Here is a 13,694-nt window from a genome sequence, read left to right on the forward strand (position 1 = left end):
GACAGGAATGCCCATGACCGCCAGACCGCTCCCGTACTGCCCCCGTCCGTTGAAGGCACTGAGCCTGGCGGTCGCCCTTGCCGCCGTCGCACCGTTGCAGAACGCCCAGGCAGAAGACGCTGCGCCAAGCAGTGCGGCGCGCAGCTATAACATCGCGGCGGGGCCGCTGGGGAATGTGCTGGCGCAGTTTGCGGCGTTGTCCGGGGTGCCGTTGTCGTTCGATTCCACGTTGCTCAACGATCAACAAAGCCCGGGGCTGCAAGGCAGCTACAGCGCACAATCGGGTTTTGCCCAGTTGCTGCAAGGCAGCGGCTACACCCTGCAAGGCACCGGCACCAACGGTTATACCGTGGTGCCCCAGGCCAGCGGTGGTGCGTTGGAGTTGGGCGCCACCACCATCAGCGGTGAAGCGAGCGGGGCGCAGGCAGACACGTATGCCGGTGGCCAGGTGGCACGTTCTGCACGCCTGGGCGTGTTGGGCAATCGGTCCATCAACGACGTGCCATTCAGCGTGGTCAGCTACACCTCGAAAACCATCGCCGACCAACAAGCGCGAACCGTCGGCGACGTTTTGCTCAACGACGCGTCGGTGCGCCAGTCGTCCGGGTTTGGCAACTTCTCTCAGGTGTTCACCATTCGCGGACTGCCGCTGAGTACCGATGACATCGCATTCAACGGCCTGTACGGCGTGCTGCCCCGGCAGATCATCACTACCGAAGCCCTGGAACGGGTGGAGTTGTTCAAGGGCCCGAATGCCTTCGTCAACGGCGTGTCGCCCTCGGGCAGCGGGATCGGCGGCAGCGTCAACCTGGTGCCCAAGCGCGCTGAAGACACGCCCACCCGCAGCGTCACCCTCGATTACGCCAGCGACAGCCAGGCCGGCGGCCACATCGACCTTGGCCAACGCTTTGGCGAAGACAACCGCTTTGGCGCCCGGGTCAACCTGGCGCGGCACGGCGGCGAAACCGCTGTGGATGACGAAAACAAAAGCTCGCAGTTGATCGCCGTTGCCCTGGATTATCGCGGCGAGCGCTTGCGGGTCTCCACCGACTTTGGCTACCAGAAAGAACGCATCAATAACGGCCGCTCGGTGGTCTACCTGACCGGCACCAAAGTGCCCAGCCCGCCGTCGGCCAAGAACAACTACGCCCAGGACTGGAGCTGGTCGCAGCTGGAAGACACCTACGGCATGGTCAACGCCGAATATGACTTGAACGATAACTGGACGGCCTACGCGGCAGGTGGCGCCAAGCACACTCGGGAGAACGGCCAGTATTCGTCGCTGTATGTCGCCAACGATGGCAGCGCCAAGGTGGGCTTCCTCTATTCACCCCATGACGAAGACAACAAAAGCGCCATGGCCGGCTTGAACGGGCACTTTGCGACGGGGCCGGTGACCCATCAGATGAACTTCGGGCTGTCGGGGATCTGGGGCGAGCAGCGCTCGTCCTACGAGGCGATCCTGCAAGCCAACCGCCAGCCCGGCAACCTGTACGACCCGACGCAAACGCCGCGACCTACCAACACCTATTTCGGCAGTGATATTCACGACCCGCGGGTTGTCGGCAAGAACCGCATCAAGAGTGCGGCGGTGTCCGACACCCTGGGCTTTTTGGATGATCGGGTGCTGTTGACCCTGGGCGTGCGGCGCCAGACCATCGAGGTGGACAGTTGGAACACGGCCACGGGGGCACGGGGGACACCGTACTCCGAGTCCATCACCACACCGGTCTATGGCCTGGTGATCAAGCCATGGGAGCACGTGTCGTTCTACGCCAACCGTATCGAAGGCCTGGCCCAGGGCCCGACGGCGCCACTCACGAACGTGACCAACCCCGGCGAAGTCTTCCCGCCCAAGCGCAGCAAGCAGACGGAAGCCGGGGTGAAGCTGGACTGGGAAAACTATGGCGCCACGCTGGGTGTGTACCGCATCGAACAGCCGAACAACGCGACCACCCGGTTCCCGGGCCAGAAGTTCGACACCTTCACTGTCGACGGTGAACAGATCAACAAAGGCGTGGAACTCAACGTGTTCGGCGAGCCCATCGACGGCCTGCGCCTGCTGGCCGGTGCCACCTGGATGGACACCGAACAGAAGAGCACCTCCAACGGCGCCACCGACGGCAACCGCGCCGCGGGTGTGCCGCGCTTCCAGTACAACGTCGGTGCGGATTGGGATGTGCCGGGCATCCAGGGTGCGGCGGTCAGCGCACGGATGCTGCGCACCGGTGGCGAATACGTCAACGCCGCCAACAGCCTGAGCATCCCGGCCTGGACCCGCGTCGACCTGGGGGCGCGGTATGGCTTCAAGGCGGATGACAAGTACATCACCCTGCGCGCCAACGTCGAAAACGTAGCGAACAAGGCGTACTGGTCGTCGGCGTCGACGGCCAATAACTACCTGACCCAGGGTGAGCCGCGGACAGTGAAATTGTCGGCGACGGTGGATTTCTGAGCCTGGGAAAACCTATCGGGTGAATGAACAACCCGTGGCGAGGGAGCTTGCTCCCGCTGTGCTGCGAAGCTGCCCCAAAAAAAGGACACGGTGTTCTTTCAGGTGGCTCTCGATTGCCTTATTGGGGCCGCTTCGCGACCCAGCGGGAGCAAGCTCCCTCGCCACAACAAGACCGAATGTCCCTCGGTCAACCCGCGTTCACTTCAATCCGGTCAAAGCCCTTGAGGCGATACAGCATCACCGAGATCGCCCAACTGGCCACGAAGATCCCGATGATCATGTAGCCCAGCATCCCGAAGCTGTCGTTCAGCGAGCCGATAAAGCTCCAGAACGATCCCTTCAGGTCCAACTGGTCACCCATCAACCCCAATGCCTCGATACTGCCGATCACCACCGCAACCACCACCGATACCAGGGTAATGGTCATGTTGTAGTAGATCTTGCGGATCGGCTTCATGTACGCCCAGCCGTATGCCCCCAGCATCAGGTGGCCGTCCAGCGTGTCCACCAGGGACATGCCGGCGCTGAACAGCAGCGGGAACACCATGATCGCCCACGGCGACAGCCCTTGAGAGGCCTGGGTCGCAGAAATCCCCAACAGGCCGATCTCGGTGGCCGTATCAAAGCCCAGGCCGAACAGGAAACCCAACGGGTACATGTGCCAGCTGCGGCTGATCAGGCGAAACACCGGGCGGAAAATCCGCGCCATGAAACCCCGGTCCGCCAGCAGCAGGTCGAAGTCGTCCTCCACATACGCACCGCCCTGGCGCACATGGCGCCAGGCCTTGTAGATCGCGTGCAGGATCACCAGGTTCATCAAGGCGATGACCAGCAGGAACGAGGCCGAGACCGACGTGCCGATCACCCCGCCGATGGCCTTGAACCCTTCAAACCGCGCCTGCATCACCGAGGCCGCAAACGCGACGCCAATGGATGCCAGGACCACCACCGAAGAATGTCCCAGGGAGAAAAAGAAGCCCACCGCCACCGGACGTTTCTTTTCCTGCATCAGCTTGCGGGTCACGTTGTCGATGGCGGCGATATGGTCGGCATCCACCGCATGCCGCAGCCCGAAACCGTAGGCCAGGAGCGCGGTGCCGAGCAGCACCGGGTGCTCATGGAACGCCACCAGCGCCCAGATCCAGGCGACGACGTTAATGCCGATCAACAACCCGTAGATGCCAAACAGCTTGGCGCGAACCCGGGTGCTGGAGTCACTGAAAATCTGGGCAAGGCGTAGGATCATCAACACTACCTGTGTGCGGTGGAAACATTCAGACACGTTCCGAAACTTTATAGATTTTGTTTAGAGTGATGATGAAATTTGTGGAGTGAGTGAGGAGAGGATTGTGACGACGATCGAAAATGCAGCAATGGCGGTTATTGAGTTCTGGAAACAGGCGGGGCCCAAGCTCTGGTTTGCCAAGGATGAAGGGTTTGACCGGCGTTTTCGCGAGGCTTTCTACACCACGCATTTGCAGGCGGCCCGGCGCGAACTGGAGAGCTGGATGCAAACGCCGGAAGGCGCGCTGGCGTTGCTGTTGCTGCTGGACCAGTTCCCGCGCAATACCTTCCGTGGCACGGCGCATATGTTCGCCACCGACCCGCTGGCGCGTTTGTACGCGCGGCAGATGGTCGAGGCGGGGATGGACAAGTCGATCGAAACCCCGTTGCGGGCGTTTTGTTATTTGCCCTTCGAGCATTCTGAAGATCCCGGGGATCAACAGCTGTCGGTGGCCCTGAACAAGGACCTTGATGCCAATACCTACCGCTGGGCCAAGGAGCACGCCCGCATCATCGAGCGGTTCGGGCGCTTTCCTCATCGTAATGAGGTGTTGGCCAGGGTCACGACAGAGGAGGAGCGGGCGTTCCTGGAGGACGGTGGCTTTTCGGGCTAGGCCTCGGGTTCAGCCACTAAGTCTCTGACGCCCGCCTGGCGAAAACGCCGCACCCCCTTGAGATCAATCGCCCAGCGCAACGCTTCAGTCGCCGACGGACGTTCGCCTTGGGTAATCGCCGCGTCATCGGTGGTCAGTTTATTCAGGTAGCCCTTGGCGCCGCCGCGTTCGCTCCAGTAATGGGTGTGGCTGAGCCAGGAGCTGGCGAGCCAGCCTTTCCATTTGCCCACGCTGACCGGCAGGTCCAGTACGCCGGGGCCCATCACCGGGCTGACCGGGCCGCCGACGATGTCGCCAAACAGGCCCAGGGGCGCGGGGAAGTAGAGGTTGGTCCAACGGGTCACGGCGAAGGCCGCGGCATGGTGCAAATACAGCGGTGAAAATGGGCGACCGCCCACGGTGACGGGCAGCCGGCCGCTGTAGCCGTAGCCCTTATCGTCGAGCGTCGGCGGGCAGGCGGGGGCTTCGCGGCGTTCGATGCGGCGCTTGAAGTCGCTCACGCTGCGGCCCAGCAACAGGCTGGCGTGGGCCATCGGGCTGCCGAGGGTGACGAGGTCGGTGATGCGCCACGGGTTGCCGAGGTTGCGTTGTTCGATAAACGCTTCGGCTTGCTGTTCGCGGAACCTGAGGAGGCTTTGCAGGCGGCCGTCGAGGGCGTTTCCAGCCTTTGGCAGCGTGTCCTGGACCACCGGTTGCAGTCGCTCGTGATTGGCGTAGCGGGCGGCGAGTTCCGGGCCGCCGGGGCGTAACTGATCGTGATGCTCGTGCCACAGGTAGCCGACGATGTCGTAGGCAATCACGCTGCCCAAACTGTGGCCGACGACGATGATGCGGTCGTAATCACCCTTGTCATGCAGGGCGCGCAGCAGGTCGACGCCATCGGCGCGGATCTGTTCGCGCACCACCACGTTCTGCGGGTTGGGGCTCAGGTAGCGGGCGGCATCGCCAAGGTATGACAGTGCCGAGTACTTCAGGGCCAGGCCGATCACCGCCAGCAGCACCGGGATCAGGGCGAAGGGGTTGTCGCTGTGGGGGAATCGGCCATACAGCGTCGCCAGGGTTCCGCTGACCAGCAGCACGAGCAGGGCCAGCAAGGCCCAGCGCGTGGCGCGCCAGATCGGCACGATGGCCGTCGGGATATCCCGGCGCGGGCGCTTGAAAATGTCCCATAGCCAACTGAGCAGGTGCCCGACCTTGGTGCCCTGCATCTTGTGGGCCCAGTAGTACTCGTAGAAATCGGTGGTGTTGCGACCCGCCGACTTCAACACGCGCAAATCGAAGTTGCGCGAAAACCGGTCGGGTTTGCTCCAATAGAAAGGCGTCGCCTCGGGGGTGTCCGCCGGGATCGCCGCTTCGACGAAGCCACGCAGGGTATCCATCGGGCGCTGCTCGCCGATTCCGTGGATGACGACAACCGCTTGTTTCATCTAGTGATCGTTCCTTGATCCGCTTTTCGGGGCGTTACGGGTGGGTTCAAGGGGCCATAGTATTGCCATTATCGATGGTATTCCAGCCAGGAATGCCCCCATAAAAACCGCGCATTTCATTTGCGCGGCGCGATCTCGTAGTGTGGTGCTCCCACCAAGGAGATGTCGCCGTGAACCATCGCCCGCTGAGCCTGTACGTTGACGCCCATTTCACCAGTCCCTACGCGATGTCGGCGTTTGTGACCCTGCGGGAAAAGGGCCTTGAATTTGAACTGCTCACGTTGAACCTCGACACGGCCGAGAACCAGACTGACGCGTACACGCACTTGTCGCTGACGGGGCGCGTGCCGACCCTGGTGCAGGGTGAGTTTGCGCTGTCCGAGTCATCGGCGATTACCGAGTACCTGGAGGATGTGTTCCCGCAGGTGCCGGTGTACCCGGCCGAACCCCGCCAGCGGGCGAGAGCGCGGCAGGTACAGGCGTGGTTGCGCAGTGACTTGATGCCGATTCGGCAGGAACGCTCGACCCTGGTGGTGTTTTACGGGCTCAAGGGCGAACCGCTGTCGCCGGTTGCTGAAGCAGCGGCCCACACGCTGATCAACGCGGCGCAGGCGCTGTTGGCCGACGGCCGCGACTACCTGTTCGGCGCGTGGTCGATTGCCGACGTGGACCTGGCCGTGATGCTCAATCGGCTGATCCTCAACGGTGACACCGTACCCGCCAACCTGGTGGCGTACGCCCAGCGCCAATGGCAACGGCCTTCGGTCCAGGAATGGGTCAAGCAGGCACGACCGTCGCTGTAGTCACACTCCTCAATTACAAAGTGAATCCTGGTCCATGAATATACTGTCGAGTGACTCCCGCCTGCCGTTGTATCAGCGTTTTCGGGATCATCTGATTGAGCAGATTGCCAATAATCACTGGCGTGCCGGTGCGGCTATTCCCCCTGAAGCGGTGTTGTCCACCCAGTACCAGCTGTCTACCGGCACCGTGCGTAAAGCGATCGAGGCATTGGTGGGCGAGGGCATTCTGGAGCGCCAGCAGGGCCGTGGTACGTTTGTGCGCCGCCCGAAGTTTCAATCGTCGTTGTTCCGGTGTTTCCGCTTCCAGGGCCCGGGCGGTGAATGCCAGCTGCCGCAGAGCCGGATCCTGTCGGTCAAGCCGGTGAAGGCGCCGTTGTCGGTGAGCGAGGTGCTGGGGCTGGCAGCGGATGCGCCGGTAATCTGCATCGTGCGGGTACACGTGCTGGACACCGGGCCAGTGCTGGCCGAGGAAATCTGGCTGCCGCGCGAGCGGTTCCAGGCGCTGCTGGACGTGGATCTGACCCGGCAGGGATTGCTGTTGTACCCCACTTACGAAGAAGTCTGCGGGCAAGTAGTCGCTTCTGCCGAGGAAGCCCTCACTGCCGAGTCCATCGATGACGTGTGGGCCCGCTGGTTGCAGGTGCCGGTGGGCAGCCCGGTGATGGTGATCGAGCGGCTGGCCCGGGATTACGCCGGCCAACCCCTGGAGTTGCGACGCGGCCGTGGCCACGCCGAACATTTCCGTTATCGCGTGGATATACGCTGAGCTTGAGGCGCGGTGCTATTCGGCTTTGAGCAGCACCAGCCAGGTTTGCACCACCCGGCGGTCAAGGTCTTCCCAGTCGGCCATGCCCAGCACCCGGGTGGTGTTCAAGCCGCGCAGGTAGCCACGCAGTTGCTGGGCAATCGCGTAGACCACTTCCGGTTCGGCGGCGTTGTCCAGCAGCACGTCCTCATAGTCGACCAGGTAATCGGCAACCCGCTCGCGAAACTCCGGAAGCACAGCTTCACGGATGCGATCGAAGGTTTTCTGGTGGGGCTTCATAGGCGTTCCTTATCATTTTGTGTGAGGCGGCCTGCACGACACTATTGCTCTAGATAATAGTCACCATCAAGTATTGCGAGTTCTGTTTTTCTGAAAAAGGAGGACAATTGCCATCATTGAACATGATGTGCAAGGACCCTGCGATGAGGACTTTTACCGGTTTGGCCCTGGTGGCGCTGCTGATGAGCACAATGGTTGGCTCTGCGTCGGCCGGGGGGCTTCAAGCCAGCCACCTGGCGCCAATCGTCGCCAGCCCGGTCGGGTTGCAGCATTCGCAATCGGTCGGCGTGCTCTACAGCGACAACACCCTCGACAACCTTGAGTACCTGGCGCGCTACCACGCCATGGCGGTCAATGGTGCCAAGGGCCAGCTGGACGAGCAGATTCGCCAGGCCTTCGTCGACAGTTCCGACCCGGACCTGGCGATTGACTGGCTGATGGCTTCGTTGCGGCACACCTTTGCCTCGGTCACCCGTTACGACAACCTTCATGCGCTGTTGCAGGCGCACCCGGATGTGGTGGTGATGCTCGATACCTACAACCAATTGCTGACCCAGCGTAATGATCGGGTGGAAGCGCGGTTTGTTGCCAAGTTCTATGACCTTGACCTGCAATACATCGCCAAAGCCGAGGGTTCGATGCAAATGCACTTGCCTAATGTGTGGGTACATGACAAAACGGCGCCCCAGATCGCTGCACAGATTGGGCAGCAGCGCGACGTTCAGTTGAACGCATTAAAGCAGTTCGATGCCTCGCTCAAGGCGTTGGTCGCTGCCGGTTAGCCCACTTCGTTTATTTTTCAGGAATTTTTATGCGCGTGTTGTTAGTGCCAGCGATGGCTTCTGCTTCTTTATTGATGACGGGCTGTGCATCCGCCCCCAATGCCCCAACCCTTACCCTGCAAACCGCCAAGGACCCTGAAGCCTACGTGCAGTGCGTGGTGCCCAAGTTCGAGAAAAACGGCATGACCTCCACGGTCACGCAGAATTCGCGGCATGCCCGGATCGTGGTGAGCAGCAAGATCGCCGCGGACAACATCCTCGAAGTCTACAAGTCCCAGGACGGCGGCAAGGTGTTCCTGTACGAGCGCAAGCCGTTGGCATCGACGTTCAAGCCGTCGCGGTTCGAGCATGCGGCGCAGGATTGCCTGTAATCGACGAGCGAGGATCTGATGTGGGAGCTGTCGAGCTTTAGCGAGGCTGCGATGGCATCGCTGCGGTATGACAGTGACACCGAGGTGATCCCATCGCAGCCTCGCTTAAGCTCGACAGCTCCCACAGTTGGTCTTCATTGTCTGAGTAAATGATTCAGCTCGGCTTTGGCTCGCTGCTGAACGTATCGACCGCTTTCACCAACCCCTTGGCCGCCAACGCCACCAACTCACCGCCTTTTTGCGGGTTGGCCAGCGCCGGGTCTGAACCCATGCGCCCATCCGGGAATCGCGCGCGGAAGTCGCGGGCTTCGCGGATCGGGCCGGTGTTGGCGATTTGCGGCGAGTAGTCAGCCGACTTGATCGCATCCGGGTAGGCCCATTGGGTCACGGCAATCTCCGACGGCGTGGCATGGCTGCCATGGCCCACCGGGAACTGCTGGTGCGCCAGCTCGTTCACGCCTTCCAGGTCCCACCAGTTGCACAGTTTCAGCGCATAACCCGACGGGCGCCCGCTGAAGCTGGCTTCGGCATACAGCTCGGAGAACGCCGCTTCGATCGAGGCAATATTGCCGCCGTGGCCATTGAGAAACAGGATCTTCTCGAAACCATGGCCTGCCAACGAGCGTACCCAATCGCCAATCGCCGCGATAAAGGTCGAAGGGCGCAGGGAAATGGTGCCCGGGAAGCCCAGGTGATGCTGGGCCATGCCGATATTGAAGGTCGGGCCGATCAGGATGTCGGCGTTCTTCTGCGCTTCATGGGCAATGATTTCCGGGCACATCCAGTCGGTGCCCAACAGGCCGGTGGGGCCGTGTTGTTCGTTGGAGCCGATGGGAATCACGATGCTGCGGCTGCGTTCCAGAAACTGGCCAATCTCGATCCAGGTGGATTGATGTAAAAGCATCTCAGGTTCTCTCTCTCATCAAGCCCAGGAACACGGTGGAGTTCCTGGTGGCGTGAGCCGCATGGTGCACGGCAACAGCGAGAGCATCAACCGCCTTTGACAGTACCGGCACTCGCCATCTGGCGCGGCTTGCAGTTGAGGTAAGCCGAGGACTTCAGCCAGCGCTGGTCGGGGTACCAGGAAAACATGAACTGGCCGTCCTTGAGTTTGTCCACCACCTGGCGCGCTACCTGCGGGCGTACGGCGGGGCAACCCTGGCTGCGGCCGATACGGCCTTCGCGCTTGCTCCACAACGGGCTTACATAGTCGGCGGCATGGATCACGATGGCGCGGTCCCGTGCACGGTCATTGAAACCCGGCTCCAGGCCGTCCATGCGCAGCGAGTAGCCGTGGGCGCCTTCGTAGCTCTCCTGGGTGCGGAACAAGCCAATGCTGGACTGGTAACTGCCTTCACGGTTGGAGAACTGGGTGGCGAAGTTTTCGCCGGATTTTTGTCCGTGGGCCACCAAATCCCGCAGCACTAATGTCTTCTTGCGCAGGTCGAAGATCCATAGGCGACGAGCGGTCGAAGGTTGGGAATAGTCGATCACCGCCAGCCGGTCGGACTGTTCGATGCCATTGCCCACCGCGCATTGCATGGCGCTCAAGGCTCTTTTCAGTACATCGGGGTTGAGTTCTGGAGCGGCGTGGGCGAGGCTGCTATACAGAGTAAGAGGTTTACCCGTGTCTGCGAGCGCAACGGTGCTCAGCGAGGCAAAGGTCGAGATGATCAGGCCGAGTCGGCAGCAAAAGGTCAGCATGTATAAAGCATCTCCGCCGTGGATGGGAGCTAAGCGATTGTTCAAAAAACACGCATGTTACTTGAGCATTTGCCTGCTCGTTGCACCGCTGGTCGCGACAGCCGAAGACCTGTTGGTGGTGTCGCCGGCCCCGGTGCAATTGGCGCTCTCGCAATTGTCGACCGTTTGCCCAGGCCCGGCCGGGCAGGTCGATGCGCCTTCCCTGGCGCGTTTGCAGGCGTTTTATCAGCAGCAGGGCGACGTGGTGCTGTGGTCCGAGGGGGATCGCCGCGCCGCATTGCTAGCCCAACTGCAGTTGCTGGCCGACGATGGCCTGGACCCGACTCACTATAGACTGCCCCCGGCGGATGCCGCGGGGAACGTGCTGTGCATCGACATCGGTACCAGCCAGCAGTACCTGCAAGCCCTGCAGGACCTGCATTTCGGCCGCTTGCAGCAGTCGCGCTTCGAGCCCGTCTGGCATTCGCAACCTGCCCCGGACCCCGACACCCAATTGCTGGCCATGGCCGAGGCCGGCATGCAGAACGTCGCCCAAGCCTTCGACCAGGCCCGCCCGAGCGCGCCGCTATACCTTGGCCTGCGCAGTGCCTACGCCGCCTTGCGCCAGCAACCGTTGCAGCATTGGGAAGCCGTGGCCAGCGGCCCGTTGTTGCGCCCGGGCATGGACGATTCGCGAGTGCCGCAACTGGCGCGGCGAATGGTCAATGGCGGCTACCTGAGCGCCACCTCCGCGGGGACGCAATACCGTGGCGAGTTGGTCAACGCGGTCAAGACCTTCCAGCAAAGCCATTCCCTGCAAGCCGACGGCGTGATCGGCCCCGGCACGGTCACCGAGCTGAACATCAGCCCGGCGATTCGCCGCGAACAATTGCGCATCAACCTTGAACGGTTTCGCTGGCTGTCCCGGGACCTGGAACCCGAGGGCGTGCTGGTGAACGTGGCCGCGGCGCAACTGAGCTTCTACCAGGGCGGCGTGCCCGTGTGGCAAACCCGCCTGCAAGTCGGCCGCGCCGACCGCCAGACGCCGCTGCTGAAGTCGCGCATCACCCGGCTGACCCTGAACCCCACCTGGACTATCCCGCCCACCATCATGCGCGAGGACAAGCTGCCGGCGATCCGCCTGAACCCCGAATACCTGCGCCAGCAGAACCTGCAAGTGCTCGACAGCCAGGGCAACCCGCTGGCACCGGAACAGGTCGACTGGTCGCACCCCGGCAACATCCTGCTGCGCCAGGGCGCCGGCCCGCGCAACCCGCTGGGCCGGATCGTGTTGCGCTTTCCCAACCCGTATTCGGTGTACCTGCACGACACACCGAGCCAACCGCTGTTCTCCAAGGGCCCGCGGGCTTTCAGTTCGGGGTGTGTGAGGGTTGAGCAGCCACTGCTGCTGCGGGACTTGCTGGTGAGCCCGGCGGAGAAGATCCGCACCGAAGAACTGCTGGCGACGGAAACCACCCACGAGTTCCGGCTCGCGGCGCCGGTACCCGTGTTGTTGGGGTACTGGACGGTGCAGGTCGATGGCAAGGGCGCGTTGCTCTACGCGCCGGACATTTACGGGCGGGACCCGGTGTTGATGAAAGCGATGGAGAGTGCGCTCTAGGCGCTTAGCTGAGCGTTGATCATCGTCAGCGCCTCATGGGGAGGCAAGCGCGCCGTATCGACGGTCAATGGCGACTCGGCCCATGGCTCATATTCATGGGCCAGGACGGACTGCCAGGTGGGCGGCGTGAGCCCCGGAATATCGCTGGTGCGTGATTCCACGCGACGTTGGTGTTCGTGTGGGTCGGAGCACACCACCTGGATATTCACCAGCGGCTTACCGGCGCTTAGCGCAGTGTCGCTCCACGCCTGACGACTTTCAGCCACCGGGTTAACGCAATCGACGACAACCGTGTGGCCCAGCAACAGGTTGCTCAACGCCAGCGCATTGGCCACCTGGTAACCGCTGCTGCCCACACCTTGCTCCAGTACCCCTGCATCGCGGATGGCCTGCTCGATGGTGTCGATGCGCAGATACACGGCGCCGGATTGGCCGGCAAGGGCCTTGGCAATTGTGGTCTTCCCGGTGCCGGGCAGGCCGCTGAACACAATAAGCATGGTCGATCCTTCGAAGGGGTGAGTCGGCTCAGTCTACCGGGCGACTCACTTCAAATAACAGGCGCTGATCCAGTCCGAAGGCTTGGGCGCGAGTTGTTCGGCCACTGGCAGATACCGGGCGTCCAACTGCGCCGCCAGCCAGTACAGCGTATTGCTGCTTTTCGGGTTCCATTCGCCGCTGTAGCCAGGCTCACCTACGCGGGCCCGGTCCCGGTCGAACTGCACGTGGGTATGCACGAACTCTTCGTGGCTGCGCTGGCCTTTGGCATACGGCGCAAGCCAGTCCAGTGCTTCGCTCAGCGAGCCGCCGTGGGGCGCGGTGACGTCCAGCCAGTTGCCGCCAATGCCGTAGGGCTTGGCCGCCAATGCGGCCTGCACCAGCGGCTCCAGGTCGTAGACCACATAGTGCAGGGCGTCACGGTCCTGGAAGTCGCTCACCGAGCCGTCGGGCAGTACGTTGTCGTTGATCTGTTGCCGGAACAGCTGGAAGGCCTGTTCGAGCATCTCGCGGTCGCCCAGTGCGGCGGCGGCCACCGTGACCAGTTTTACGCGGTGGCTCTGCCAGTTATTGGTGTTGGTGGCTTTCTTTTCGCCGTGGAACTGCTTGATGCGCTCGATATAGCCATTGCCCAGGTTGGTCAGCAGCGCGCGGGTGGCGTCGCGGGTCTGGGGGCGAAGGTCGCTGGCGGTGAGGGCGTAGGCGCTGATCAGCATGTCGAGGTTGGTTTCGTCGATCGGGTTGAAGTCCGGCTGGTAGGTGCTGGCCCACGCGCTCAGGTAGTCATCCACTTGCTTGAGGTAGCGCGTGTCACGGCTCATGCGCCAGGCCAGGGCCGCCTGGCGCATGACTGGCCAATCCTTCTCGGCGGCGATGCTTTGCTCGCGGATGCCGTGGTTCGGCAGGGTACCTTCGGTGTGCAGATGGGGCAGGGCGTCGGGCTGGTCGCCGAGGTGGCGCTGGGCGGCAGCCAGCAGCGATTTGGAGGTCGGATTCGAGGTGGCGGGCTGGCAGGCACTCAGGACCTGGGGCGCGGCAAAGGCGGCGTTGGCGAACGCGGCGAGCAGCGCGGCGAGGGCCACGGTGTGCAGAGGGCGTTGGAGCATGCTGTTCC

General features: G+C 62.5%; 14 protein-coding genes. 7 read left to right on the top strand and 7 right to left on the bottom strand.

Going from position 1 to position 13,694, the window contains the following annotated elements:
- The first annotated feature begins 13 nt into the window (after positions 1-13).
- Entirely contained in the window at positions 14-2,455 is a 2,442-nt protein-coding gene (locus tag V6607_RS14425) for a TonB-dependent receptor (protein ID WP_134326365.1), read from the top strand.
- Between the two features lie 187 nt (positions 2,456-2,642).
- On the opposite strand, the gene V6607_RS14430 is transcribed toward V6607_RS14425, so the two are convergent.
- The gene (locus V6607_RS14430) at positions 2,643-3,701 is read right to left on the bottom strand and encodes a HoxN/HupN/NixA family nickel/cobalt transporter (protein WP_003210212.1); all 1,059 of its coding nucleotides are present in this window, start codon (positions 3,699-3,701) and stop codon (positions 2,643-2,645) included.
- A 103-nt stretch (positions 3,702-3,804) separates the two neighbouring features.
- On the opposite strand from V6607_RS14430, the gene V6607_RS14435 reads away from it, so the two are divergent.
- Positions 3,805-4,353, top strand: coding sequence for a DUF924 family protein (locus V6607_RS14435; RefSeq protein WP_003210210.1), 549 nt, complete (start codon positions 3,805-3,807; stop codon positions 4,351-4,353).
- Here the strand turns inward: V6607_RS14435 and V6607_RS14440 are convergent.
- Positions 4,350-5,780 (bottom strand): hypothetical protein, encoded by a 1,431-nt coding sequence (locus V6607_RS14440; RefSeq protein ID WP_134326366.1) that lies wholly within the window; start codon positions 5,778-5,780, stop codon positions 4,350-4,352. The two genes, V6607_RS14435 and V6607_RS14440, sit on opposite strands and share 4 nt — an antisense overlap.
- A gap of 170 nt (positions 5,781-5,950) precedes the next feature.
- Here V6607_RS14440 and yfcF point away from each other — a divergent pair, with 170 nt between their 5' ends.
- Positions 5,951-6,583, top strand: a complete 633-nt coding sequence (gene yfcF, locus V6607_RS14445) for a glutathione transferase (protein ID WP_003210206.1) — start codon at positions 5,951-5,953, stop codon at positions 6,581-6,583.
- A gap of 34 nt (positions 6,584-6,617) precedes the next feature.
- The gene (locus V6607_RS14450; protein WP_003210205.1) at positions 6,618-7,349 is read left to right on the top strand and encodes a GntR family transcriptional regulator; all 732 of its coding nucleotides are present in this window, start codon (positions 6,618-6,620) and stop codon (positions 7,347-7,349) included.
- Between the two features lie 15 nt (positions 7,350-7,364).
- Here V6607_RS14450 and V6607_RS14455 read toward each other — a convergent pair whose 3' ends face one another.
- On the bottom strand, positions 7,365-7,628 hold the full coding sequence (locus tag V6607_RS14455) for a hypothetical protein (protein ID WP_134326367.1): 264 nt from the start codon (positions 7,626-7,628) through the stop codon (positions 7,365-7,367).
- A 143-nt stretch (positions 7,629-7,771) separates the two neighbouring features.
- On the opposite strand from V6607_RS14455, the gene V6607_RS14460 reads away from it, so the two are divergent.
- Together V6607_RS14460 and V6607_RS14465 are read left to right on the top strand one after the other, a co-directional pair.
- Positions 7,772-8,410, top strand: a complete 639-nt coding sequence (locus V6607_RS14460) for an ATPase (RefSeq protein ID WP_134326368.1) — start codon at positions 7,772-7,774, stop codon at positions 8,408-8,410.
- A 29-nt stretch (positions 8,411-8,439) separates the two neighbouring features.
- A complete protein-coding gene (locus V6607_RS14465; protein ID WP_003210199.1) occupies positions 8,440-8,781 on the top strand; it encodes a hypothetical protein in 342 nt (113 codons plus the stop codon).
- Positions 8,782-8,935: 154 nt separating this feature from the next.
- Here the strand turns inward: V6607_RS14465 and V6607_RS14470 are convergent, their stop codons facing one another.
- Positions 8,936-9,685, bottom strand: coding sequence for a creatininase family protein (locus tag V6607_RS14470; RefSeq protein ID WP_134326369.1), 750 nt, complete (start codon positions 9,683-9,685; stop codon positions 8,936-8,938).
- 86 nt (positions 9,686-9,771) lie between these two features.
- Positions 9,772-10,485, bottom strand: a complete 714-nt coding sequence (locus V6607_RS14475) for a murein L,D-transpeptidase catalytic domain family protein (protein WP_023658766.1) — start codon at positions 10,483-10,485, stop codon at positions 9,772-9,774.
- 37 nt (positions 10,486-10,522) lie between these two features.
- Here V6607_RS14475 and V6607_RS14480 point away from each other — a divergent pair, with 37 nt between their 5' ends.
- Positions 10,523-12,085, top strand: a complete 1,563-nt coding sequence (locus V6607_RS14480) for a L,D-transpeptidase family protein (RefSeq protein WP_134326370.1) — start codon at positions 10,523-10,525, stop codon at positions 12,083-12,085.
- Here V6607_RS14480 and V6607_RS14485 read toward each other — a convergent pair.
- Together V6607_RS14485 and V6607_RS14490 are read right to left on the bottom strand one after the other, a co-directional pair.
- Positions 12,082-12,582 carry an AAA family ATPase gene (locus V6607_RS14485; protein ID WP_134326371.1) on the bottom strand — a complete coding sequence of 167 codons (501 nt, stop codon included), beginning with the start codon at positions 12,580-12,582 and terminating at the stop codon, positions 12,082-12,084. The genes V6607_RS14480 and V6607_RS14485 overlap by 4 nt on opposite strands.
- Positions 12,583-12,627: 45 nt before the next feature.
- Complete coding sequence (locus tag V6607_RS14490; protein WP_134326372.1) at positions 12,628-13,686, bottom strand: alginate lyase family protein; 1,059 nt, start codon at positions 13,684-13,686, stop codon at positions 12,628-12,630.
- Positions 13,687-13,694: the final 8 nt, after the last annotated feature.

The organism is Pseudomonas sp. KK18, assembly GCF_037094675.1.
Classification (GTDB): domain Bacteria; phylum Pseudomonadota; class Gammaproteobacteria; order Pseudomonadales; family Pseudomonadaceae; genus Aquipseudomonas.